This window comes from Rhodococcus globerulus NBRC 14531, from assembly GCF_001894805.1.
Taxonomy (GTDB): domain Bacteria; phylum Actinomycetota; class Actinomycetes; order Mycobacteriales; family Mycobacteriaceae; genus Rhodococcus_F; species Rhodococcus_F globerula.
Genome location: NZ_BCWX01000003.1, coordinates 49,035 through 72,515 on the forward strand (window position 1 = coordinate 49,035; position 23,481 = coordinate 72,515).

22 protein-coding genes and 1 pseudogene are annotated in these 23,481 nt (G+C 61.5%); 8 read left to right on the plus strand and 15 right to left on the minus strand.

Features of this window, described 5'->3' with window-relative positions; genetic code table 11:
• Positions 1-6: 6 nt before the first annotated feature.
• The 5 genes from RG2_RS15435 to RG2_RS15455 are packed head-to-tail and all read left to right on the plus strand — an operon-like array spanning position 7 to position 4,830.
• Complete coding sequence (locus tag RG2_RS15435) at positions 7-1,638, plus strand: FAD-binding protein (protein ID WP_051730364.1); 1,632 nt, start codon at positions 7-9, stop codon at positions 1,636-1,638.
• A gap of 2 nt (positions 1,639-1,640) precedes the next feature.
• The gene (locus tag RG2_RS15440) at positions 1,641-2,543 is read left to right on the plus strand and encodes an acetaldehyde dehydrogenase (acetylating) (RefSeq protein WP_033232499.1); all 903 of its coding nucleotides are present in this window, start codon (positions 1,641-1,643) and stop codon (positions 2,541-2,543) included.
• On the plus strand, positions 2,540-3,583 hold the full coding sequence (gene dmpG, locus RG2_RS15445; RefSeq protein ID WP_033232497.1) for a 4-hydroxy-2-oxovalerate aldolase: 1,044 nt from the start codon (positions 2,540-2,542) through the stop codon (positions 3,581-3,583). The genes RG2_RS15440 and dmpG overlap by 4 nt, the downstream gene beginning before the upstream one ends.
• Before the next feature lie 9 nt (positions 3,584-3,592).
• Positions 3,593-4,345: an SDR family NAD(P)-dependent oxidoreductase gene (locus tag RG2_RS15450; RefSeq protein WP_033232495.1), complete on the plus strand. Its 753-nt coding sequence runs from the start codon at positions 3,593-3,595 to the stop codon at positions 4,343-4,345.
• Complete coding sequence (locus RG2_RS15455) at positions 4,342-4,830, plus strand: VOC family protein (RefSeq protein ID WP_033232493.1); 489 nt, start codon at positions 4,342-4,344, stop codon at positions 4,828-4,830. Before RG2_RS15450 ends, RG2_RS15455 begins: the two co-directional genes overlap by 4 nt.
• On the opposite strand, the gene RG2_RS15460 is transcribed toward RG2_RS15455, so the two are convergent.
• From RG2_RS15460 to RG2_RS15475, 4 genes are all read right to left on the minus strand, one after another.
• The gene (locus RG2_RS15460) at positions 4,820-6,421 is read right to left on the minus strand and encodes an FAD-dependent monooxygenase (RefSeq protein ID WP_033232491.1); all 1,602 of its coding nucleotides are present in this window, start codon (positions 6,419-6,421) and stop codon (positions 4,820-4,822) included. The genes RG2_RS15455 and RG2_RS15460 overlap by 11 nt on opposite strands.
• A 119-nt stretch (positions 6,422-6,540) precedes the next feature.
• Positions 6,541-7,335 carry an SDR family NAD(P)-dependent oxidoreductase gene (locus RG2_RS15465; protein WP_033232490.1) on the minus strand — a complete coding sequence of 265 codons (795 nt, stop codon included), beginning with the start codon at positions 7,333-7,335 and terminating at the stop codon, positions 6,541-6,543.
• A 27-nt stretch (positions 7,336-7,362) separates the two neighbouring features.
• Entirely contained in the window at positions 7,363-8,193 is an 831-nt protein-coding gene (locus RG2_RS15470) for a mycofactocin-coupled SDR family oxidoreductase (RefSeq protein WP_033232489.1), read from the minus strand.
• Positions 8,194-8,204: 11 nt separating this feature from the next.
• Entirely contained in the window at positions 8,205-8,636 is a 432-nt protein-coding gene (locus RG2_RS15475) for a nuclear transport factor 2 family protein (RefSeq protein ID WP_033232488.1), read from the minus strand.
• A gap of 352 nt (positions 8,637-8,988) precedes the next feature.
• Here RG2_RS15475 and RG2_RS15480 point away from each other — a divergent pair, with 352 nt between their 5' ends.
• Genes RG2_RS15480 through RG2_RS15490 form a run of 3 tightly spaced genes read left to right on the plus strand, consistent with a single transcriptional unit; the run spans position 8,989 to position 10,895 of the window.
• On the plus strand, positions 8,989-9,756 hold the full coding sequence (locus RG2_RS15480; protein ID WP_033232487.1) for an SDR family NAD(P)-dependent oxidoreductase: 768 nt from the start codon (positions 8,989-8,991) through the stop codon (positions 9,754-9,756).
• A gap of 12 nt (positions 9,757-9,768) precedes the next feature.
• Positions 9,769-10,530, plus strand: coding sequence for an SDR family oxidoreductase (locus RG2_RS15485; protein ID WP_033232486.1), 762 nt, complete (start codon positions 9,769-9,771; stop codon positions 10,528-10,530).
• Between the two features lie 41 nt (positions 10,531-10,571).
• Positions 10,572-10,895 carry a hypothetical protein gene (locus RG2_RS15490; protein ID WP_033232484.1) on the plus strand — a complete coding sequence of 108 codons (324 nt, stop codon included), beginning with the start codon at positions 10,572-10,574 and terminating at the stop codon, positions 10,893-10,895.
• A 71-nt stretch (positions 10,896-10,966) separates the two neighbouring features.
• Here the strand turns inward: RG2_RS15490 and RG2_RS15495 are convergent, their stop codons facing one another.
• The 11 genes and pseudogenes from RG2_RS15495 to RG2_RS15545 all read right to left on the minus strand — a co-directional run.
• Complete coding sequence (locus RG2_RS15495) at positions 10,967-11,749, minus strand: enoyl-CoA hydratase/isomerase family protein (RefSeq protein WP_033232680.1); 783 nt, start codon at positions 11,747-11,749, stop codon at positions 10,967-10,969.
• 103 nt (positions 11,750-11,852) lie between these two features.
• Positions 11,853-12,827 (minus strand): NADPH:quinone oxidoreductase family protein, encoded by a 975-nt coding sequence (locus RG2_RS15500; protein ID WP_033232482.1) that lies wholly within the window; start codon positions 12,825-12,827, stop codon positions 11,853-11,855.
• Between the two features lie 6 nt (positions 12,828-12,833).
• Positions 12,834-13,604, minus strand: a complete 771-nt coding sequence (locus RG2_RS15505) for an enoyl-CoA hydratase-related protein (RefSeq protein WP_033232480.1) — start codon at positions 13,602-13,604, stop codon at positions 12,834-12,836.
• Positions 13,601-14,617 carry a phosphotransferase family protein gene (locus RG2_RS15510; protein WP_033232478.1) on the minus strand — a complete coding sequence of 339 codons (1,017 nt, stop codon included), beginning with the start codon at positions 14,615-14,617 and terminating at the stop codon, positions 13,601-13,603. Before RG2_RS15510 ends, RG2_RS15505 begins: the two co-directional genes overlap by 4 nt.
• The gene (locus RG2_RS15515; protein WP_033232476.1) at positions 14,614-15,915 is read right to left on the minus strand and encodes an acyl-CoA dehydrogenase family protein; all 1,302 of its coding nucleotides are present in this window, start codon (positions 15,913-15,915) and stop codon (positions 14,614-14,616) included. The genes RG2_RS15510 and RG2_RS15515 overlap by 4 nt, the downstream gene beginning before the upstream one ends.
• A 216-nt stretch (positions 15,916-16,131) precedes the next feature.
• The gene (locus tag RG2_RS15520) at positions 16,132-17,403 is read right to left on the minus strand and encodes an amidohydrolase family protein (protein WP_033232474.1); all 1,272 of its coding nucleotides are present in this window, start codon (positions 17,401-17,403) and stop codon (positions 16,132-16,134) included.
• 125 nt (positions 17,404-17,528) lie between these two features.
• Positions 17,529-18,290, minus strand: coding sequence for an SDR family NAD(P)-dependent oxidoreductase (locus RG2_RS15525; protein ID WP_033232472.1), 762 nt, complete (start codon positions 18,288-18,290; stop codon positions 17,529-17,531).
• 20 nt (positions 18,291-18,310) lie between these two features.
• Positions 18,311-19,867, minus strand: coding sequence for an acyl-CoA synthetase (locus tag RG2_RS15530; protein ID WP_080711652.1), 1,557 nt, complete (start codon positions 19,865-19,867; stop codon positions 18,311-18,313).
• 13 nt (positions 19,868-19,880) lie between these two features.
• Positions 19,881-21,584, minus strand: a complete 1,704-nt coding sequence (locus RG2_RS15535) for a thiolase C-terminal domain-containing protein (protein WP_051730363.1) — start codon at positions 21,582-21,584, stop codon at positions 19,881-19,883.
• A 14-nt stretch (positions 21,585-21,598) separates the two neighbouring features.
• Positions 21,599-22,945 carry a cytochrome P450 gene (locus RG2_RS15540; protein ID WP_033232470.1) on the minus strand — a complete coding sequence of 449 codons (1,347 nt, stop codon included), beginning with the start codon at positions 22,943-22,945 and terminating at the stop codon, positions 21,599-21,601.
• Positions 22,946-23,004: 59 nt separating this feature from the next.
• Positions 23,005-23,190 (minus strand): annotated as a pseudogene (locus tag RG2_RS15545) (ferredoxin); the annotation flags it as partial.
• Positions 23,191-23,481: the final 291 nt, after the last annotated feature.

Below are 23,481 nucleotides of genomic sequence, written 5' to 3' on the forward strand. Positions count from 1 at the left end.
TGCAGTGTGACCTGGGATACTTCGGTTGATGTCCTCGTTGTCGGATTCGGCGTGGCGGGGGCAAGCGCCGCACTCGAAGCGGTGGCGGCCGGTTCATCGGTGATGGCGATCGACCGGGCATTGGGAGGTGGCGCCAGCACCATTTCCGGTGGAATCTTCTATGCCGGTGGCGGCACCGCGATTCAGAAAGAAGCCGGTATCGAGGACACTCCGGAAGCCATGCTCGCGTACCTGAACCGCGAGGTCGGTGATGCGGTGACGCCCCAGACCTTGCGTCGGTTCGTGGAGGAGAGTCCGGCGACAATCGACTGGCTGCGCGGTCACGGTGTGCCGTTCGAGGCGTCGCTGTGCCCGTACAAGACCTCGTATCCGAGCAACAAGCACTACCTGTACTTCTCGGGCAGCGAATCGGCCGGCGGGTTCCGGGACATCGCCAAACCTGCTCCGCGTGGGCACCGTGCCAAAGGCCGAGGAACGTCGGGGAAGATGCTCTACGGCCCGCTTGCGAAGTCGGCCCAGGCCAAAGGTGTGCGGTTTCTCGGTCAGACCCGAGCAGATCGGTTGATCATCGAGGACGGCCGGGTGATCGGCGTCGAGGCGCTGACGCTTCGGGATGCACCCGCCGGGGTCCGGCGGCGTCACGCTGCGCTCAGTTCGATTTCCGCCAAACCGGGTGTGTATGCGCCCCAACTGCGTTCGATTGTCGACGCCCAAATCAGCAAGATCGAGAAGAAGTACGCCAAGAAGATCCGCATAAAGGCGCGTGGTGGCGTGATCCTCAGCGCGGGTGGATTTGTATCCAACCGCGAGATGATGCGCACTCACGCACCCGCGTACAAGGGCGGAATCCCGCTCGGCACGTCGGGCGACGACGGCAAGGGAATCAACCTCGGAATCGAGGCGGGCGGTGCGACCGACAAACTCGGTAACGTTTCCGCGTGGCGGTTCATCGTCCCGCCCAGCGCTTTTCTCGGTTCGATACTGGTGGGCGAATCCGGAGCGCGAATCGTCGACGAATCGCGTTACGGTGCGGCGCTGGGGCAAGCAATGGTCGAGAAGAGCAACGGAATCGGTTGGCTGCTGGCGGATTCCGACCTCGTTCGTGAAGCGAAAGCGCAAATCCCCGATCAGTCCATGTGGTTTCAGCGGGTGCAGACCGCCGGCATGATGCGTACCGCAGTACACGGCAACACGATTGCCGAAGTGGCGCACAAGGCGGGAATCGATGCAGCCGGCCTGTATGAAACGGTCGATGCGCACAATACTGCTGCGGCGAACGGTCAATCCGATCCGATGGGCAAGCCGTCCGACTTCATCAGACCGATACTCAACGCCCCGTTCACGCTGTACGACGTCTCGATCAAGCCCAACATGATGAATCCGTGTCCCATGCTCACACTTGGTGGATTGGTGGTCGACGAATCGACCGGCCTGGTGAAAAATGAAGCCGGGGAACCGATACTGGGACTCTATGCAGCCGGACGCACAGCCGTCGGTATTTGTTCCAATTCGTATGTGAGTGGCTTGTCGCTCGCTGACTGCGTGTTCTCCGGCCGTCGCGCCGGACTTCATGCGGCCACGGTCACCGCGATGGCCCGTTTCAGTTCACCCCCCAGCTTCAGCTCATCTAGGGAGTAGTCATGACCAAGGCAAGTGTGGCGATTGTCGGGTCGGGAAACATCAGTACCGATCTGCTGTACAAACTGCAACGTTCGCCGTGGCTGGAGCCGCGGTGGATGATCGGAATCGACCCGGAGAGCGAAGGATTGGCGCGCGCCGCCGCGATGGGGCTCGAGACCTCCGCCGAGGGGGTCGACTGGCTGTTGAATCAGGCGGAGAAACCGGACCTGGTATTCGAGGCGACGTCGGCCTACGTTCACCGTGACGCGGCTCCGCGCTACGAGGCCGCGGGAATCCGCGCTGTCGACCTCACCCCGGCTGCTGTCGGCCCGGCAGTAGTTCCTCCGGCCAACCTCCGCGAGCACCTCGACGCGCCAAACGTCAACATGATCACCTGCGGCGGGCAGGCAACTATCCCGATCGTGTACGCGGTATCTCGTGTGGTGGAAGTGGCTTACGCCGAGATCGTCGCCTCCGTTGCATCACTGTCAGCCGGACCGGGAACCCGCGCGAACATCGACGAGTTCACCAAGACCACCAGTCGCGGTATCGAGACGATCGGCGGCGCCCAGCGTGGCAAGGCGATCATCATCCTTAATCCTGCCGACCCGCCGATGATCATGCGAGACACCATCTTCTGCGCCATCCCCGAAGATGCGGACCACGCCGCGATCACCGACTCCATTCATCGCGTCGTCAAGGACATTCAGCAGTACGTGCCGGGCTACCGCTTGCTCAACGAGCCGCAGTTCGACAAGCCGAGCGTCGTGTCCGGTGGATATGCAACGGTCACAACGTTTGTCGAGGTCGAAGGTGCAGGCGACTTCCTGCCGCCGTACGCCGGAAACCTCGACATCATGACGGCGGCAGCCACCAAAGTGGGCGAGGAGATCGCCCAGAAGCTTCTGAGCGTGAAGGCATGAGCGACATGATTCACTTCGATTCGAGCTGGGACATCCGCGTCACCGACACCTCGCTGCGCGACGGTTCCCATCACAAGCGTCATCAGTTCACCCTCGAGGAAGTCCGGGCGATCGTCGGTGCCCTCGACGGAGCCGGTGTGCCGGTCATCGAGGTCACCCACGGTGACGGTCTCGGCGGGTCCTCCTTCAACTACGGCTTCTCGAAAACGCCCGAGCAAGAACTCATCAAAGCTGCTGTGGAGACGGCAAAAAACGCAAAGATCGCCTTCCTGATGCTGCCGGGGCTGGGTATCAAGGACGACATCGTCATTGCTCAGGACAACGGCGCGTCCATCTGCCGTATCGCCACTCACTGCACCGAGGCGGACGTCTCCATTCAGCACTTCGGCCTTGCTCGTGAGCGTGGACTCGAGACCGTCGGATTTCTCATGATGGCTCATTCGATTCCGCCGGAAACGCTCGCCAAACAGGCTCGCATCATGGCCGACGCCGGTTGCCAGTGTGTATACGTGGTCGATTCTGCGGGTGCTCTTGTTCTCGAGCAGGTGTCCGAACGGGTCGAGGCGCTGGTCCAGGAACTCGGCAGCGACGCTCAGGTCGGTTTCCACGGACACGAGAACCTCGGTTTGGGTGTCGCGAATTCGATTGCCGCCGTGCGCGCTGGGGCCAAGCAGATCGACGGCAGCACCCGCCGTTTCGGTGCCGGTGCTGGTAACGCGCCGGTGGAGGCGTTTGTCGGAGTCTGCGACAAGATCGGCGTCAAGACCGGTATCGACTTCTTCGCGATAGCCGACGCCGCCGAAGATGTTGTGCGACCGGCCATGCCGCAGGAATGTCTACTCGACCGCCAGGCGCTGATGATGGGCTACGCCGGCGTGTACTCCAGCTTCCTCAAGCATGCTGAACGTCAAGCTGAGCGGTACGGCGTGTCCTCTGCCGAGCTACTCGTGCGCGCGGGGAAGCGCAAGTTGGTTGGCGGACAGGAAGATCAGCTGATAGATATCGCGTTGGAGCTTCAGCGGGAGGCCGCCGCGTCGTAGACTCGGTGTGTGGCTGACGTACTGGACGGAAAAATTGCACTGGTGACCGGCGCGTCCTCGGGGTTGGGGCGCGCCGTCGCCGAGATCCTGAACGGCAGAGGCGCCAAGGTTTTCGGAGTTGCCCGGAGCAAGGACACATTGCACCAGGCAATGACCGAACTGACGGGAAGTGACGGTGCGGGCCGTTATTCGGCTTCCGACGTTTCCGACTCCGCTCAGTGCGACGCCGCTGTGCAGGCTTGCGTCGACGCCTTCGGCGGAATCGACATCCTCGTCAATGTGGCTGGTTCACATACCATCCGCCATACCGCAGACATTGCCGATGACGACTGGGCACATGACCTCGCGGTCAACCTGAACGGGCCGTTCTTCCTGTCACGAGCTGCGCTGCCCCATCTTCTCGCGCGGGGCGGCAACATCGTCAACGTTTCCTCGATCGCTGGACTCGAAGGGCAGGCATACTCGGCAGGGTACTGCGCTGCCAAGCACGGGCTGATCGGGCTCACCCGAGCGATGGCTATGGAGTTCACCGGGAAATCTCTGCGCGTCAACGCAATCTGCCCTGGCGGCATGATGACTCCGCAGGTCACGGGATTCACCTTCCCGGACGGCGTCGATTTCGATCTGATCATGAAGGTCGCGTCACCGCGCGGACTGATGGAACCGGAGGACGTGGCGAAGATGGTGGCCTTTCTTGCTTCCGATGATGCCTCTGCGATTCACGGCGCGGTGTATTCGGTGGACAACGGAAAAATGGCATGACCCCGCTGGTTTCGGGACCGATCTTTCAGATCTGTTGGGTAGTAGCCGACATCATCGCAGCGGAAGAGGAGTTCTCCGAGAATTGGGGCGTTCAGCGATGGCTACGGATGCCCGACCTTCACTTCGGTCCGGAGACCACGACTTATCGGGGCCAGCCCGCCGATTACACAGCCCACATTTCCCTTGGTTATGCGGGAACTCAGCAAATTGAACTGATCCAACCGGTTTCGGGGCGCAGTCTTTATTCGGAGTTCCTCGACACCCATGGTGTTGGCGTTCATCACGTGGCATTTGTTCCGGACGATTACGACGAAACCTTGGCGGAGGTAGAGCGTCGGGGAATGTCGGTGTTGCAGCAGGGGCGCATCGAAGACGTGGGAATGGAATTTGCCTACGTCGACGCAGGCCCGACGGGCGGCTACGTGGAACTCATGAAGCTCTCGCCCGAGATCCGCTTGATGTTCGATTCGCTCATCACGTATTGAACGCAAAGACTTTCGATAAGTAGCCGGAGATACCGGCGCAGTCACCTCGGTATCCGAGGTACCCGTCCGGTCGGATTACCAACGCACAGTTCTCTTCCACGCCGTAGGCGGCACACAGCTGGGAATCGGTGTCGCGAATGATCGGCAGTGTCGAATAGACGGAATCAGACGACGGTGGTGCGATCACGTACACGTCGAGCTGTCCGTGTGCCGCGTGAACAGCAGCGGCAGAATGCTTTTCGCAGTCACCGATGCTGTCTTCGGATCCGTCCGAGCAGAGAAGAAGCGTGTGGTTGACACCGGCCAGCAATTCGAACAACCGGATGGGGAACTGCACGCAGTCGCGGGTTAGCCCACGTGCGTCCGGTGCCCGTTCGCCGGGGTGAACGTTCGAGACGTTCCCGGTTTCTCCGCCGTTGAGCGGACTGTCGGGATAGGCAACCAGTAGTTGTGCCTGCCGACGCATCGCGGTCTCGATCGAGGACTCTCCAGCGCCGATCCCTTCGCGGGCGTTGCGGACGGTCATTCCGACAACTTCTTCACCAACCGGCCGTCTTTCGGCGTCGTAGGTGTCGAGAAGGCCAGGGGAAGCGAAGTTCTGGGTTGCCAGTGCCAGTTTCCACGCGAGGTTGTGCGCATCCTGGATTCCGGTGTTCATACCTTGTGCGCCGGTGGGCGGATGAATATGCGCGGCGTCACCGGCGATGAAAACCCTTCCGCGACTGTAGGCATCGACAATGCGGTGGCTGATCCGAAAGACCGACGACCACCGCATCGCCGACGCTGTCGTAGGTTCGGGCGACAATCGGTCGAGCACAGCCTGAATGTGGTGGAGTTCGGGCGCCTTTCCGGACGAAAAGCCGTGTGCAATTCCGTCAAGTCCGGCAGGATCCGGGAGAAGCTCGTCGGGAACCAGCATCGACATCCGATATCGTTTGTGACCGGGGAGCGGGATGCACACCAGGAGATCGTCGGTAGTTCCAGCGTCGTCGACATGACTGGCGCGAATCGCGTATCCGCTGGGCATCGACCAGTCAACTTCGACGTCGCCGAGCATGTAGCTTTCGGCAAAAGCTCCACCCTCGAAGGTCAATCCCAAGCCCTTACGGACAACACTGTGCGCACCGTCGCATCCCACCAGATACTTGGCCCGCACGGTACTTCCATCGTTGAGTATGCAACTGACTCCGTCGTCGCTGTCCTCGAAACTGTCGAGTGAGAGCCCGCGTTCGATCGAGGTTCCGAGTTCTCGCAGCCTGGCCGTCAGGATTCTTTCGGTCTCGTACTGGGGGAGTCCGCAAAAGGTGTACGGCACGTCGCCGGGGAGTGTGAGATCCATCCGCCCCACTTCGGAACCGTTGGTGTAGCTGATCTGCCCGCGCAAGATGGTGGCGGCATCGAGAACCTGTCGCAGTACGCCCATGTTCTCGAATACTTCGAGGGTGCGGGGTTGGATGCCAACTGCTTTGGCGTACTGCGGAGGTTCGCCGAGCGGGTCGACGATCCGAACGTTCACCCCGCGACGGCGCAGTTCGATGGCGGCGGTCAGCCCGATCGGGCCGGCGCCTGCGACGAGTACATCGATATCCATGTGCACCTACTGGGTAGGGGGAAGCATCCATTCCAGTATGGCGAGCGAAATTTTGAGGCGTGGGAAATCTCGCAAATCCGGCATCATGCCATTCGAGTGAAAACGCGTCGAGGCAGAACTCAGGGAATCGGGGTCGACGCGTCCACACTGGCTCGAATGCTCTCCATTCGCTTCTCGACGTAGTCGAGATACTGCGGGTGCGTGACGATGTACGGGAGATTCTGCGCTATCCCTCGAACAACGTATGCGCCTGCGGTCGCGGGCTCCATGCCGATGTTTCCCGTTCCTTTGATGTGGCTGACATCCTCGACCTGACCACCCAATTCGGTGGTGTTCCGATCGAGATTCGACATGACCAATCCCGGGCACAGCACGGATACGCCGACACCGTGTGGCGCCATCTCGGTGCGCAGCGCTTCGGACAGAGCAATGACTGCGCTCTTTGCGGCACTGTATGCGCCCCGCCCGGGAGCGCCTGCGGTCAATCCCATGACGGAAGCGGTGTTGACGATATGCCCGTATCCACGTGCTCGCATATCCCCGCCGAAGGCGGACACGCCGTTGAAGACTCCGGTCAGGTCGATCGCGACAAGATTGTCGAAGGTCTCCGGGTCCATGTCGGCCACATCGCGCCCGTTGAAACCGATGCCCGCGTTGTTGACGAGGATATCCACCGGGCCGAAGGTGCTTTCGGCCGTTGCCTTGGCCACTGCCCAGGCCTCGCGATCACGGACGTCGAGTGAGACGGCACTAAACCCGACACCTCGGGAAGCGATCACCGAATCCAGCGACTGCCGATTGATATCGGCGACCGTGACGGATAACCCGCGCTCTGCCAGCGCGTCGGCGATGCCGAGGCCGATACCGCTCGCGCCGCCGGTAATGAATGCGTGCCGCGCCGAGGACAACTCCATGCTTTTCCTCCAGTGAATACTGTTCGATCAGAACTCGGTGACACCCGCGTCGGGTGCTAATTCGTGTGCGGTGATGTACTTCGATTCGTCGGATGCCAAGAACAACACCGTGTCTGACACATCTTCGGGTGCGATGATGTCGACGGGCAGCATGTTGATCATCATCGCGCCGATACGACTGTTGCCGGCAATCGCCTTGTCGAGCTGCCCGCCGAGGCCACCGTCGTTGACCATGGGCGTGTTCACTCCGGTGGGATGGACGCTGTTCACCCGAATGCTGTGTTGAGCGAGTTCCGCGGCGAACGCTTTTGCCATTCCGCGTACTGCCCACTTGCTCGTGGTGTACGGCATGGTGAACGGCTGAGCCTTCAATCCCGCTGCGGAACTGATCAAGATGATCGATCCGCTACCGCGCTCGACGAGATGTGGGGCCGAGACCATGACGGTGTTCCAGACACCGGTCACGTTGGTACCTATTGTGTCCTCGAAGGATTCGGGGGTTACCTCATGCCAGGGAGCGGCAGAGCAGATCGCCGCGTTCGCGACGACGACATCCAGACGGCCGAGACGAATGACGGCATCGTCGACGATCCCACGAAGCTTCTCGAGGTCCCGCACGTCGACGATCGCTGAAATTGCCTGCTGTCCAGTCTTTTCCACCAGTCGAACGGTCTCCTCTAGATCCTCGGGGGTGGCCGGTGCATACGGGACACCTCGGATGGGTGCGCACAGATCGACGACAATGACGTCTGCGCCCTCGGCCGCCAAGCGAACGGCGTGCGCTCGTCCTTGTCCGCGGGCGGCACCGGTGATCAGGGCGACTTTGCCGGATACACGCCCGTTTACGCGCTCGGTCATAGGTTTACCTTTCAGGCCGGCGACTTGGCGGGGTGGTTCGAGAACCACAGGTTCTCCTCGGTCACCCGAGCGCTCTTCCAGCCGTCGGCGGTGCGAACGACCTCATGGTGGTAGTTGCCGCCGCAGTAGGTCATCTCCGCAGCGCCCGGGAGTTGCATCGGGTTGTAGAACATCGCCCGTACGTTGGCGGTGTCACCGTCGAGTTCGACCTCGACGTTGGTGACAAAATGCTGAGTCATCGGAACCTGGCCGAGTGCTTGTGTGAGCAGCGTCAGCACTTGGTCCCGGGATCCGGCCGGGTAGCCGACGGCGCTGTAGTCGAGATGCGCATCCTCGGTGAACACGGTAGTCAGCAATTCCCAATTCTTGGTGTCCACGGCGCGGGCGTATCGGTAGATCAGTTCGGCGATCTCGATCTTGTCCTGAACAGTCTGCAGATCCACGAAGTTCCTTTGCTGACGGTGGGTTCCTGGCCCTCGTTTGCTCGATGAACTCTCGGCGAGGCGTCACGTTCATGAGAACGCAATTCTCATAAAGTAGAACATGAAGTGTGAAAAATCCATCGCCGCCGGATCTGGTGACGGATTGCGGCTTCTGTCGACCTATGTGACCTCGTGCGAATTGCGATTGGATGTACCGATTCGACTGTCGAACAGCGTTGTGTTCCAGTACTCTACGCTGCTCGTTTCGACGTAGCCGCACTTGGTGAATGTGTTCGGTGTTGCAACCAGAAGGATACTCTTGAGATAGAGAATTGCCTTTTCAAAGTGTGGTCGAATCAGGCATGATTCACCTATGAGTACCTTGGAACATCTCCACGACCTGACCGGCAAAGTTGCGATAGTCACGGGTGGATCCCGCGGGATCGGCCGAGCGATTGTCCAGATTCTTGCCGAAGCGGGAGCTGACGTTGTCATCGCGTCCCGCAAACTCGACTCGTGTGAACGCGCCGCCGACGAGGTCATGGCGTCGACCGGGCGAAAGGTTCTGCCGGTTGCGTGTCATGTCGGACGTTGGGACGATTGTGAGCAGTTGATCGACCGGACGCTCGAACACTTCGGCCGACTCGACGTGCTGGTGAACAACGCGGGTATGTCACCCCCGTACAAGAACCTCGACGATATTACCGAGGACCTGTACGACAAGACTCTCGGCGTTAATCTCAAGGGGCCCTTTCGTCTTGCCGTGCGCGCCGGAACGTACATGGCCGAGAACGACGGCGGTTCGATCATCAACGTCGGCACCGCGGGCTCCCTCGTCGCCAGCGTTCGCGAGTTGCCATACGCGTGCGCCAAGGCGGGCCTCAATGCCCTCACCGTCGGACTGGCTGAGGCCTTTGCGCCGACGGTGCGCGTCAACGCAATTCTTCCCGGGCCCTTCCTGACGGATATCTCCAAGTCCTGGGCTCCGGCCGAGGGCGAAGATGCACCATTCGTGCCGCTCCGTCGGATGGGCCGTCCCGAGGAGATCGGTCCACTTGCACTCCATCTCGCAAGTGCGGCTTCCAGTTACACCACCGGGGCGATCATCCGCGTCGACGGTGGAGTTACCCGCAAGGTCTGACGAAAGGGAAACATGACCGACAACCTTCTACTCGAGGGCAAGGTAGCCATCGTTACCGGTGCCGGCGGCGGGATCGGCCGCACCTACTCTCAGGGACTCGCCGAGGCCGGCGCCGCCGTGGTGCTCGCTGACGTCAACCTCGAGGCCGCCACTGCAGCAGCAGGCGAACTGACGGCGGCCGGTCACCGTGCCCTTGCGGTGCATGTCGATGTCCGGGACGAATCGAGTACGACCGAGATGGCGGCTACCGCGGCCCGGCACTTCGGGTCCGTCGACATTCTCGTGAACAACGCCGGACTGATGGCCGAAGTGGTGGGCGAGGGATCCCTGACCACCATGGATCTCGAACTCTGGAACCGCACGCTGGCAGTCAATCTCACCGGTCCGCTCTTGTGCGCCCGTGCGGTAGTGCCCTATATGAAGGAACGCGGATACGGCAAGATCGTGAATCAGTCGTCGAGCGGTGCATTCATGGCTGCGCAGGCGTACGGCATCACGAAACTCGGCCTGGTGAGCATGACTGTGTCGTTGGCGCGAGAGTTGGCGCCGTTCGGTATTCGTGTCAATGCGATCGCTCCGGGAATGGTCAATACCGAAGCGGGTTCGATCGCGTCACCGCCGGAACTCAAGGAAATGGTCAAGCACGCCATTCCGTTTCCGTTCGGCGAGCCGGAAGAGCTGATTCCCGGTCTGTTGTACCTCGTCTCGTCGGGTAGTGACTGGGTGACCGGCCACACGCTCAACATCGATGGCGGTTGGGTTGTTCGAGTCTGAATCTGCACTGCCACCAGTACTTCTCACAGTGAGGATCCACATTGAAGCATTATCTGGTTGTCGAATCGCATCCCTCTCATCCGGATCGGCTGGACGAGTTCAATCGGTGGTACGACGAGATCCACATACCTGAAGTAGTGGCTCTTGACGGATTTGTCGGCGGCACCAGACTGGCAGCTGCCGACGCAGATGGCGGTCCTTCCGTGACGCTCTACGAGCTCGAGGGTGACCCCCATGAGGCAAAGCGAAACGTTCATATCGCCGCTGCGGCAAAGAAGTTGAATATGTCGGACTCGCTGAGCTATGGCCCGATTCCGAAAATGCGGATCATGACCGTGCAATCGGAGTATTCCAAGCCGCGTTGATCGTGCAAGGCACGGAAAAGGATCCGAGGCCGCCGTCGCACTGCGACGGCGGCCTCGGATGGTGCGGGCGGTCAGCTCGGCAGATTTGCCGGGATCCAGTTGGGGTCGCGCTTTTCCATGAAAGCGCGCATTCCCTCACGGGGCTCCGGTGACGTTTCGAGCGCGCCGAACATGGTTTCGTAGTCGAACAGTCCGTAACGCTCGTTGAGCATTCGCTTGACCTGGGCACGGGCCAGTGGCGCGCTCTGCAATACCTCGCGTGCGGCCTGGAGCGCGGCAGTTCGGAGATCCGCGTGCGGCACGACGCGGGAGATCACTCCGAGCCGAAGTGCCTCTGCGGCATCGAATTTACGTGCGGAGAGCATCAGATCGCGCGCAGCTGCAATGCCGACGTGAGCGGGCAGTACGGCGGCATAGGTCGCGTCAGGGATTCCTCGCAGAAGTTCGGGAACGCGGAATGTGGCCCGATCGCTGGCCACGGCGATGTCGGACATCATCGCAACAAGGAGGCCGCCGGCCTGACAGATTCCGTTGACCGCGGAAATCACAGGCGCGCGGCTGTCACGGATGGTCATGAACGGGACGACGTCGTTGCCCGAAAGCCCCTCCGGCATATTGTCTCCCGGATCGGAGCGTCCACCGAGATCGCCGCCGGGCGCAAATACGTCGTCGACGCCGGTGATGATCAGTGCTCCCAGATCAGGATCTGAGTTCACGAGGCGAACTGCTCGTTTCAGTCCGTAATACATTGCGGGGGTGAATGCGTTTCTCGCCGTTGGTCGGTCGATGGTGCACCACCCGATCGCGCCTTCGCGCTCGAACCGTAAACCGTCTGCTCCCAAGTCGTCTCCCATACGAAGAGCATACGTCATTCTCTGATGTAAGAATCACAATCTCGTCAAAAAGTAGGGCCCAGGAACACTGCTGTTCCCGGACCCCACTGATGACTTCTGCCTGTCAGGACGTCAGGTCGATGAGGACCTTCCCGACCGCCTGGCCGTCGGCGACCATCCGAAGAGCATCAGATGCCTTGTCCAGCGGGAACTCGGCACCGATGTGGGGAACTGTGCGGCCGGCGACCAGTAGATCGGTGAGTTCGGCTTCATTCCGACGGTATTCTTCCGGCGGTATGTCCTTGAACTGGAATCCGTTGACCTGCACACCCTTTACCAAGATCAGATTGAGCGGAATCTTGGGGATGACACCGGACGCGTACCCGATGGTGACAAAGCGGCCGCCCGGACGCAAAGCACGAAGCGCAGGTTCGGAGAGGTCGCCGCCGACTGGATCGGCAACAACGTCTGCTCCATGCGGGAGAGCCTTTTTCAGTGCCGTGCGCAGGTCCTCGGTGCGATGGTTGACGAGGTGCCCGGCGCCGTACGACGCCGCGACGTCAAGCTTGTTCGTGCTCGACGCGACCGCAGTGACCGACGCCCCGAGCGCAACACCGAGCTGAACGGCGGCAAGGCCGACGCCGCCACCGGCGCCGAGAACGATCAACTCGTCTCCGGGTTTGATGTGAGCCACGGATCGGAGCGTGTGGTACGCCGTGCGGTGAGCCACACCGAAAGCGGCGGCAATGCGTGTCTCGACACCGTCCGGGATGCGGCCCAGCGTGAGTTTGTCGGAAGCTATGACAATTTCTTCCGCAAACGCACCGACAAAACCGGTTCCGGTGACGCGGTCACCCACGGAGACAGCTGTGACGCCTTCGGCAGTCTCGGACACGACTCCGGCGAACTCACTGCCGGGCGTGAATGGCGGTGGGACACTGACCTGATACTTGTTGGCAATCAACAACACATCGGAGAAGTTGACGGCTGCGGATTCGATACGGATCCGAATCTGCCCGGCCTCGAGCGGAACCGAGGGGAGTGTTTCGACGGTGACGACCTCGGGAGGTCCGTACGCCCCGCACACAGCAGCACGCATCGCAGGTTACCTACCCTGCCAGATCGGGGTGCGCTTCTCGATGAAAGCAGCAGCGCCCTCCTTGGCGTCACCACTGCTGAACACCGTTGACTGCCATTGCCCGAGTTTCTGTGCAGCGCTGGTTGAATCGGTTACCGCGAGGCGGACGAGTTCCTTGCATGCAGCCAAGCCGAGTGGAGCGTTTGCGGCGACGCGTTCGGCATATCCCACTGCGGCCTCCAGGACCTGGTCCGGATCTACGACCGCGTTGATCAGTCCGAGTTGGTAGCCCCGGTCAGCCGTGATGAGATCGCCGGTGAGGGTTAACTCCAGGGCGACGTGCATCGGGATTCGGGTTCCGATGTTGGTGCCGCCGCCGCCGGGGAACAATCCCCGTTTCACCTCGGGGAAGCCGAATTTCGCGGCCGACGACGCGATGATGATGTCGGAACCGAGGAGGAGTTCAAGCCCGCCGCCGATGGCGGTGCCGTTGGCGGCACCGATCACCGGGGTCGAGAGTTTGCCTGCTGCGAGTCGAGCGAAACCTTCGGAGGTGAAGGCTCCTTCGCCTTCCGTGGCAAAGGCCTTCAGGTCCATGCCTGAGCAGAAAGCGCGGTCACCGGTGGCGGTGATGACGATTGCGCGGACGTCCGGATCGGTGTCAGCGGCCAGTACTGTGTCGCCGAGTTCGCGATACAGGCTGCCGGTGAGCGCATTTCGTGCGTCCGGGCGGTTGAGACGCAGGATCAGGATCTGTCCGCGTCGTTCCTGGATCAGTTCGGGGGTTGCGTCGGTCATGACTTGTACTCCGTTGTCTCGGCGAGTTCGGCAGCAGCGATCATCGATTGGGCGACAATGGGACCGAAGGCAAGGAGTTTCTCGTTGTCGCCGGCGCGCTGGAACCCCTGTTCGAGGATGATCGCGAGTTTCCACTTGGCGAGGATTCGGTAGTAGTCCAGGTCGTCGACCTGGCGACCCGAGATCTCGGAGTAGTGCCCGGCCAACTGTTCCATCGACGGCATGCCCTGCAGGTTGACGTAGCTGCTGGTTGCTGCCTCTGGAGCGCTGGTGTCCTTGGGCCAGCCCTCTAGCATCCAGGCGAGGTCCAGTTTGGGGTCGCCGACCGTTCCCATCTCCCAATCGACGATGGCGGAAAGCCGGGCCGGTGCGCCGTTTTCGAACATCACGTTCGCGAACTGGTAGTCGCCGTGCATGATTCCGGGGATGAAGTCGAGCGGCTTGTGGTTCCGCAGCCACTCGGTGGCGACTTCGATTCCTTCGAGTTCGCGGCCCTTGATCTTCTCGAACAAGCTGGTCCAGCGATCGACCTGACGCTCGTGGAAACCGTTGGGTCGACCAAGATCCTGGAGGCCCTTGGCTTTCCAATCGACCTTCGACAGAAGTGCGATGCCTTCGGCCAGCTGGTAGCCCAGTCCGCTCCGTGCTTCGAGGTCGCTCTTGAAGGGCTCCGGCCAATTCCGGTCGTCCATGGGGGACCAACCGTCGACAAATCCCATGAGATAAAACGGCCGGCCGAGTACGGAGGCGTCCTCGCACACGGCGATTGCCTCGGTGTGGGGCACATCGGTGCCGTCGAGTGCCGAGATGATCTGCCACTCGCGGAGGATTCCCTTGTCGCGGTTTGCGGGAGCCTCCGGCGGTGGTATCCGGATCACGCAGCGAAAGTCGTCACGGGTGAGTTCGTAGATTTCGTTCTGGGTACCGCCGGAGAGGTATCGGTGCTCGAGCGGCGCGCCCTTGCCGAGGCCCTCGCCGTCCATCCAGTCCGAAAGCCGTTGAAAATCGATCACAGGTTCCCCACTTCCAGTTCGATGTAGTCGGCGTACTTTGCCTTAGCGGCTTCTTGCTTGCGCGGGATCCATTCCGTAGGCCAGAGGTCGTCACTGGGGCTGTAATCCCGCAGTACCTGCTTGGCGACGGTGGTCTTGTGTACCTCGGTCGGGCCGTCGGCGAGGCCCATCACTGCGGCACCGTGAATCATCTGGAAGAGCGGAAGCTCGTTGGTCACACCGAGCGCACCGTGTATTTGCATTGCCCGCCAAGCGATGTCGTGCAGCACAGTCGGCATGATGACCTTGGCGGCGGCGATGTCCTTGCGGACCTTCTTGTAGTCGTTGTACTTGTCGATCTTCCATGCCGTGTGCAATACGAAGAGCCTGAACTGAGCCAGTTGGGCGTAGGAGTCCGCGATGTAGCCCTGCACGAACTGCTTGTCGGCGAGCCGGCTGCCCGCGGTTTCGCGGCTCAGTGCGCGCTCGCACATCATGTCGATTGCCTTCTGTGCAAGGCCGATCGTCCTCATGGCGTGGTGGATTCGTCCGCCGCCGAGGCGCGTCTGTGCCACGGCAAATGCCTGACCTTCGCCGCCGAGGAGTGCATCCTCGTGTACCCGGACACCCTCGTAGTGGATGAGGGCGTGGGTGCCGTCGTTGAGGGGCTCACCGTACAGACCCACGTTGCGGACGATGTTGATTCCCGGTGTGTCCGCCGGTACGAGGAACATCGACATGCCCTTGTACACACTGACATCGGAGTTCGTGACGGCCATGACGATCAGGAACGACGCGGTTCTCGCGTTGGAGGAGAAGTACTTCATTCCGTCGATGACCCAGTGGTCGCCGTCCTTGACTGCGCGCGTGGTGAACTGCGCGGGGTCGGCACCGGCCTGTGGTTCGGTCATGGAGTAGGTCGAGAACATCTCGCCGTCGAGTAGTGGCTGCAGGTAACGCCGCTTCTGCTCTTCGGTGCCGTAGTGGGCAATGATCTCGGCATTGCCGGTATCCGGTGCCTGGCATCCGAATACGATTGGTGCCCAGGATGATCGACCTAGAATCTCGTTCAGCAGAGCCAGCTTGAGTGCGCCGTATCCCTGGCCGCCCATGTCGGGTCCGAGATGCGTGGCCCACAGTCCTTGCTTCCGAACCTGCTCCTTGAGCGGGTCGATCGCTTTACGCCTGGCTCCGTCCAACGGCACGAACTGCTCGTGCGGCCAGACCAGGTCGAGCGGCTCGACCTCTTCACGTACGAACTTGTCCGCCCAGTCCAGTTTCGCTTGGTACTCGGGGTCGGTCTCGAAATCCCACGCCATGTGCGCCTCCTTGGTTACTTGGAGAATAGCGTTCTTATTGATAAAAATGCAATTCTTTTCGGGCAAAATTCTCATTCTTGATCGCCCCGACGGTCGGTGTGTGATCCAGTCAAACCTGTTGGGCTGGTGAGGTTCTCCAGCCGGCGCACCGCCCGCGTGTGGGTACGACAAATGCCGCCGACACGGGTGTCGGCGGCATTTGTCCAAGCATGGAGGCTACGAGTTGGCGAGCTCGTAGCGTCGACGGTATTCGGCCTTGGATGTCTCGCTGATGTCGACATCGGTTGCCCGTGCACGCAGGGCGCCCACGGTGGCGTCCTCGCGCTTGATGTGCTTGAAGGGATCCCAGTCGAAGAACCGGGCAACGTTTCCGAAGGTGATCTTGTCGATCTCCTCGTCGGTGAGCTTGGCGTCGACGAGTTCTTCCATCAACATCTCCGGCGAAATCGGCCAAGTGGAGTCGGAATGGGGGTAGTCGCATTCCCAGGCGATGGTGTCGATGCCGAGGCGGTCACGGTTGTTCAGTCCGCTCGGCTCGGTGATGTAGCACGCCAGGAAGTTCTTGCGCCACACGTCGGTTGCCGTCATTCCCTTGGGGAGGAAGCTGGTTCCGGTCCAGGACTGGTTGACGACGTGGCGTTCGACGCGGTCGAGCCACGGTGCAACCCAGCCGACGCCACCCTCGCTCATGGCGACCTTGAGATCCGGGAACTTCTGGAAGGCTCCGCTGAGCATCATGTCGTTTGCCGCGATAGTCGAAATGAGCGGTGTCAGAACCATCATGTCGTCGATGTTGAAGCCCTCGGGGCGCTTGACCAAGCTGAAGCCGCCACCGATGTGCAGGCTCAGGACGATGTTGGTCTCGACGCATGCCTTGAAGATCGGATCCCAGTAGCCGGACTTGAAGTCGGGGTAGCCCTCACCCACGCCGTACGGAGTCTCAGGGATGCTGATGGATCGGCAACCCATCGCGGCGAGACGGTGGATCTCCTTGACGGATTCCTCCACGTCGAAGAACGGGATGATGCCGAGGGGGATGAAGCGCCCGGGGTGAGCATTCGGTACCTCACCGACGACCCAGTCGTTGAAGGCCCGAGATGCCGCTAGGGACAACTTCTTGTCCGGCAGGCTCGCAAGGTGGGTTCCGGCGAATCCGGGGAAGGTGGCAAAAAGTGTTGCGGCCAAGGTGCCGTTGGCATCCATGTCGCGTACACGCAGGTCCATGTCGTAGACGCCGGGACGCATCTCGGCGTAGCCCGTGGGATCCATGCCCCACTCTTCCTTCGGCCAGGAGACGACGGCGTTCAGGCCGGAACTGCCGACCACCGTGTCCTGGAAAAGCCAGGCCTGCACGTTGGGGTTGCGGGGGTGGGCCGTCAGCTTGGGGGCCTGGTCCATGAGGCTTTTCGGGAAGTGCTTTTCGAAGATGTCAGCCGGTTCGACCACGTGGTCGTCGATGCTGACCATCACCATGTCGTCAATGTTCATTGAGAATCCTCTCCTGCGCTGCGCAGAGATGCCCGGCAGCGGCGCCTACTGCAATGAGAATATTGTTTTCGCTATTGAGAATCAATAGCTGGACGAGTGGAGAATCACATATTCGTAGTGTCCGGTCACCGCAACACCGTGCCGCCGTCGACGTTGACGACCTGCCCGTTGATCCACTCGCCGTCATCCGACATCAGGTAGGCGACCATGCTCGAGATGTCGCTGGGTCTGCCTCCCCGTGTACTGCGAGAACGCGCGATCAACGACTGCAGCAGTTCGGGCGACGCGCCCTCCTCGATCTCTTTGGTGAGGATCAGGCCGGGAGTGATGGCGTTGGCGCGGATGCCGTCGCGGCCCCAGCGCGACGCGACGTGCCGGGCCAGGGAGTTGATAGCGGCTTTGGTTGCCGAATAGGCAGGACGCTGCGGATCACCCGTGAACGAAGCGATCGACGATGTATAGACGATCGTGCCGCCACCGCGTGCGAGGAGTTCGGGAATGGCGTGCCGGGTCACGAGCATGTGGCCGCGGAGGTTGACGGCGATGGTGCGGTCCCAGACCTCGAGGTCGATGTCGACGATATCGGTGTCCTTGGACACCGAACCCATATCTCCGGCATTGATATGGACGGCGTCAAGGCCGCCGTAGGTCCGGACGCTGAATGCCACCAATTTCTTGACTGACGTGTCGTCGGAAATGTCGAATTGTGCTGCAACGGAACGCCCACCGGCTTCGTTTATTGCCGCAGCGGTCTTTTCGGCACCTTCGAGGTTGAGATCACCGATCACGATCTGTGCGCCCTCGTTTGCCAGTCGCTGCGCGGAGGCGGCGCCGAGGCCGGTGGCGCCGCCGGCAATCAGAATGACCTTGTCTGTCAAACCCTGCACGAGGGTCTCCTGTTCTGTCGTCAAGCGATAGGGGTGACGTTGCTCGCCCGATAACGGTCACGCAACAGGCGCTTGTACAACTTGCCGTTGGGATCTCGGGGGAGGGCGTCGACAAAATCGATACTTCGGGGGCATTTGTACGACGCGAGCGCTTTGTGGCAGTACTCGATGAGCTCGGCGGCGAGGGTAGCGTGGGCTGCCGCTGGATCGACCAGTTGCACAACAGCCTTCACCGACTCGCCCATCTCGTCGTCGGGTACGCCGATGACTGCGACATCGGCGACGGCAGGATGCCCGGCGAGTTCGTTCTCCGCTTCTTGCGGATAGATGTTCACTCCACCCGAGATGATCGTGTGCGCCTCGCGGTCGGTCAGATAGAGGTATCCGTCCTCGTCCAGACGCCCGATGTCGCCGAGTGTGCGCCACCCGCGGTCGTTGGTGACGGACGCGGTCTTCTCGGGATCGTTGTGATATTCGAACGGCCTGCCGCCGGAGAAATACACCGAGCCGACCTGTCCGACAGGAAGTTCCGCCCCGTCCTCGCCGACGATGTGGCATTGCTGCATCGGTCGCCCGACGGATCCGGGGTGCGTCAGCCACTCCTCGGGTGTGATGGTCGAAGCGCCGACATCCTCGGTGCCCGAATAGTATTCGTGGATTATCGGCCCCCACCAGTCGAGCATCTGCTGCTTCACGAGGATCGGGCACGGCGCCGCTCCGTGTATTGCGTTGCGCAGGCTCGACAGGTCGTATCGCGCTCGCTCCTGCGGTGACAACCGAAGCATGCGCACGAACATGGTCGGCACGAACTGCGCGCTTGTCACTCGGTGACGCTCGATCAGTTCAAGGCATTGGAGTGGGTCGAAGTTCTCCATCACCACGACCGTGGCGCCGAGACGGTGCCATGACATCGAAAAGACCAGGGGCGACGCGTGATACAGCGGTGCGGGCGACAGGTACACCGCATCGGTGACGGTGTTGCCGGCCATCAGGCCCCTGGCGATCAAGACGGGTGCGGCACTCGGATCTCCGAACGCCGTTCCTGGCAACGGTTTACGCACACCTTTGGGACGTCCGGTGGTCCCGGACGAATACAGCATTTCGCGGCCCTCGCACTCGTCGTCGAGTGGTGTGGCCGTCTCGCCGGCCAGCACGTCGTCGTACCGATCGAATCCGGAGATGTCACCGAGCGCCGATATCCGGATGGAAATACGCGAGACGTCGAGGCCGGCCACGACGTCGGCAAGTGCTTCGCTCGAGATCAAGGCGCGGGCACCACAATCGTCGAGAACGTACTGCACCTCGAGCGGGCGTAAGTGGCGGTTGATCGCGGTGTAGTGAATGCCGGATCGCTGCGCTGCCCAGGCAATTTCGAGAAAGGGGCGGTTGTTCTCCATCAGGATCGCGATGTGGTCGCCGACGCCCAACCCGCGCGCCCGCAATGCCCGCGCAAATCGCGTCGAGCGTTCGTCGAGTTGGGCGTATGTCGTAACCTCACCGCTCGAAGCCATCACGATGGCCGGGGTGTCCGGGCTCCGGCGAGCGTGGTAGCTGGGTGTCATCGTCGCGGTCGTCATTGACGCGCCTCCACTATCGATCCGTTCGAAGGAGCATTGCGCCGCCGGGGGACAGGCCACCCGTGGCCGCGACGGAGACCTTGGCGCCGACGACCTGACGTTCACCGGCCTCGCCGCGCAACTGTGTGACCGCTTCGTGAATCAGCCCCATGCCGTGGGTGCGGCCGTGTGAGAGTTGTCCACCGTGCGTGTTGAGTGGGATCACGCCGTCGCGGGCAATGTTGTGGCCGCCGTCGAGGAAGTCCTTTGCTTCGCCGATGCCGCAGAAGCCCAGCGCTTCGATCCAGGACAGGCAGTTGAACGAGAATCCGTCGTAGAGTTGCGCGACGTCGACATCACTGGGGCGCATCGTGGTTCGTGTCCACAGGTGAGCAGCTGGGCCGAGAACCTGAGGCTCGTGTGTCAGTGTGCTCTGATCCCATTCGATACGTTCGACAATCTGCGTTCCGACAGCTTCGACGAGTACCGGCGGCTTGGCAAGATCGTGTGCTGCATCGATGGCGGACACGATTACTGCGACCGAAGCGTCGCACGGTACGTCGCAGTCGTAGAGACCGAATGGCGTGGTGATGGTGCGGGCCGAGAGGTAGTCGTCCATCGTCATCGGGTCGCGATAGATCGCGCTCGGATTGAGTGCGGCATTGGCTCGTTGGTTCAGCGCAATCCAACCCAAGCTTTCGCGAGTTGTGCCGTACTTGTGGAAGTGGCGCTGCGCATTCTGCGCGAGAGTGTGTGCTGCGGAGGTCGCCCCGAACGGGAACATCCAGCTCGGGGTGCGACTCGGCGCAGGTGGGCTGATTTCGCCCAGACGCATCAATTCGTTGTGGGTGGCTTCCCAGACGGTTCGGTAGCACAGCACGTGGCGGGCAAGACCGCTGGCGACGGCGATCATCGCCGCGATCACGGAACCGCTGGGGCCGAAGGTTTCAATGCCGCCGTTATGCCAGGTCGGCCGGATGCCGAGAGCCGCCTCGACGCCGGTCACCCCGCCGCCCTCGCCGAACCCCCCTACCGGTCCGGCGCCGGGATAGCTTGCGAGACCGTCGATGTCGTCCATCGTGAGGCCGGCATCGGCGACGGCACGCTCGCACGCCTGCACCGTCAACTCCATGGGGGAGAGCATCAAGCGTCGGCCGATCTCGGACATGCCGATGCCGGTGAGCGCCGCCTTGTCCTCGAACTTCACGGTGGTGGACATCGGTCGCACGCGTCGCCGGATCTCTTCCGGATCACCCTCGGCCTGTGGCAGCGGCGCAGGTTCTGGTTGCTCGGCCGTCGGCCGGAACAACGGGAGCCACACGTCCCCGTCCTGATGGAAGACAACTTCCATGCGCATGCCCAAGTGCAGCTGCGCAGGATCGCACTCGATGACGTTGGTAGTCAGCCGAACCCGAGGATCGTCTTCGATCGCGACCTGAGCCACCACGTAGGGTGCCGGAAGCCCGGGCATGCTGAAGCGTTCGTTGACCGTGAATCCGATGAGTGTGGCGTAGCCGGAAACCACGCGCACGCCCATCTGATGTGAACGGCAGTACCTGCAGACCGGCTGCGGCGGATGGATGAGAGCCGAACAGGACTCGCACTCCTGTACGCGCAGCCGGCCATCCGCGCCGGACGTCCAGTAGAACCGGTTTTGCCGGGTCACAAGGGGAAGAGGACGCCCCGACTCGGCTACCTTGTTCTCGTTTACCGGATCGACTACCGCGGAATCAGTCACTTACTTCAGTTTCCTTACTTCTGCGCAGTGATCGGTGCGGCGAGTCCCTGCTCGTCGACGATCAGTTGGATTTTCTCGAGGGTCTCGTCGAGGCCGGCACCGAGACGCGGGCCGGGGGTGAAGGTCGCCGGGAGGTGACGCATGCCCTGGATGACGCCGATGGAGTCGTAATGCACGGTGCCTTCGGGGTCGCACGTGAAGTCCGGCATCCGGTCGAACACTGCGACGAGCATGCGCTTGAAGACCGTTCGGGCCAGGTTCGAGCCGATGCATCGGTGTACTCCCAGACCGAAACTGAAGTGTCGGTTGGCCGTTCGTTCGAGGTCGACGGTATTCGGGTCCTCGAAGAGTTCGGGGTCGCGGTTGGCCATTGCCCAGGAGAGCCAGAGTCGATCGCCCTCTTTGAACTGCACGCCGCCCAATTCGCCGTCGGCGGAGAAGGTGCGGCCGTCGCCCGGGGTCGGGCAGAAGAAGCGGAGAAATTCTTCCGTTGCCGAGTCCAGCATGGTGTCGCGTTCCCGGCTGAGGATCTCGCGCTGATCCGGGTTCTGTGACAGCCACTCGAGTGCGTGTGACGTGAGCGCCGTTGTCGTGTCGAACCCGCCGCCGATGAGCAGGCTGAGGACTCCGAGAAGTTCGAGATCGTCCGGCTTCTCGCCGTTGACAGTGGCTCGGGCGATCGCGTCGACCATGCCGGGCCTGGGGTTCTCGCGGATCTGGTGGAGATTGGTGAGGAGGTCCAATCCCATGGCGCGGTGGAGTTCACCGATCCGGGCGATGTCAGGTGAATCCGGCGGGGTGTACATAGCCGCGTGTACCGGCTCGCAGTAGACGGACCATTTGACGACGGGGATACCGAGCATTGCCAGCGTGATGACGGCCGGGACGATGTTTGCCAGATCGTCGATGAAGTCGATCTTGCCGGACTCGATCTTCTCGTCGAGGCTGGCGCGGATCACCTCGTCGATCAGCGGAACCCACTTCTTGATGGCAGCAGGAGACAGGTAGGGGTTGAGAACCGCACGGAACTCGCGATGCTCGGGGTCGTCCATTTCCAGGATGCCGCCACGGACGCCGGATGCGCGCTCGGCCGTCGGGATCATGATTCCCTTGTAGCCACGACGAACTCCCTTGAGGTCGTGATCATTCGAGATGTCAGCGGACCGAGCGAGAGCGAAGACCTCGTCGCCGCCCGACGCAACCCAGTGCCCGCCGTGAGTATCGGACCAGGCCATCGGACACTTCGAGTGCATCTCCTGGGTGATGTCCAGGAAGTTGTCGCGATAGTCCGCTGCGTGCCGGTCGAACTGGAATACGGGCTTCTCGTGGTTGTCTTGCGCTGGCGCATTGTCGATGCTCATGGAGCTGTCCTCTCTGGCGTCTTGGCGTCGGCGTTCTCGGAGGCGGAGTTGCTCGCAAAGATGGTGATGGCCTGCTCCGGGCAGGAATGGGCAGCTTCCCGCACCTTGTCCTCGAGATCGGCAGGAACATCGCCTTCGATGGCCGTAGCGTGGCCGTCGATGTCGCTCAGTTCGAACACATCCGGTGCAGCCATAGCGCACAGTGTGTGCCCTTGGCACAGTTCTGGGTCGACCTTCACCTTCACAATATTCCTCCTGTTTGCACGTGAATCTTTTTGTTATTCAGGCTGTTTCGACTAGCTGATCGGGGATGGCCGGCAATGACGATGTTGATCGAACTTGCGTCGTAGACGGACGGAAGGTGGGCACAGAACGTGTCCATGCCGCGAGATGGGCTGGGCTGGGAAATGGCTCGGGCCTGAGTGCGTGACTCACCGGCGACGGGGCTGCCGTCGTTACAGGTGAGCGTTCGAGTGTCGCATTCTGGTTCACAAGAATCTCCAATTCAATTTTGGAGAATCCTACTCTCGCTCTGA

Excerpts from the sequence above, each read along its gene's own strand:
- RG2_RS15455 (WP_033232493.1), top strand. The coding sequence starts at position 4,342 with ATGACCCCGCTGGTTTCGGGACCGATCTTTCAGATCTGTTGGGTAGTA.
- RG2_RS15540 (WP_033232470.1), bottom strand. The coding sequence starts at position 22,945 with ATGAGCATCGACAATGCGCCAGCGCAAGACAACCACGAGAAGCCCGTA.
- RG2_RS15505 (WP_033232480.1), bottom strand. The coding sequence starts at position 13,604 with ATGACCGACGCAACCCCCGAACTGATCCAGGAACGACGCGGACAGATC.
- RG2_RS15515 (WP_033232476.1), bottom strand. The coding sequence starts at position 15,915 with ATGGCGTGGGATTTCGAGACCGACCCCGAGTACCAAGCGAAACTGGAC.
- RG2_RS15440 (WP_033232499.1), top strand. The coding sequence starts at position 1,641 with ATGACCAAGGCAAGTGTGGCGATTGTCGGGTCGGGAAACATCAGTACC.
- RG2_RS15465 (WP_033232490.1), bottom strand. The coding sequence starts at position 7,335 with ATGGAGTTGTCCTCGGCGCGGCACGCATTCATTACCGGCGGCGCGAGC.
- RG2_RS15530 (WP_080711652.1), bottom strand. The coding sequence starts at position 19,867 with ATGACGACCGCGACGATGACACCCAGCTACCACGCTCGCCGGAGCCCG.
- RG2_RS15500 (WP_033232482.1), bottom strand. The coding sequence starts at position 12,827 with ATGCGTGCTGCTGTGTGCGGGGCGTACGGACCTCCCGAGGTCGTCACC.
- RG2_RS15485 (WP_033232486.1), top strand. The coding sequence starts at position 9,769 with ATGACCGACAACCTTCTACTCGAGGGCAAGGTAGCCATCGTTACCGGT.
- RG2_RS15495 (WP_033232680.1), bottom strand. The coding sequence starts at position 11,749 with ATGGGAGACGACTTGGGAGCAGACGGTTTACGGTTCGAGCGCGAAGGC.
- RG2_RS15460 (WP_033232491.1), bottom strand. The coding sequence starts at position 6,421 with ATGGATATCGATGTACTCGTCGCAGGCGCCGGCCCGATCGGGCTGACC.
- RG2_RS15470 (WP_033232489.1), bottom strand. The coding sequence starts at position 8,193 with ATGACCGAGCGCGTAAACGGGCGTGTATCCGGCAAAGTCGCCCTGATC.
- dmpG (WP_033232497.1), top strand. The coding sequence starts at position 2,540 with ATGAGCGACATGATTCACTTCGATTCGAGCTGGGACATCCGCGTCACC.
- RG2_RS15520 (WP_033232474.1), bottom strand. The coding sequence starts at position 17,403 with ATGAACATTGACGACATGGTGATGGTCAGCATCGACGACCACGTGGTC.
- RG2_RS15480 (WP_033232487.1), top strand. The coding sequence starts at position 8,989 with ATGAGTACCTTGGAACATCTCCACGACCTGACCGGCAAAGTTGCGATA.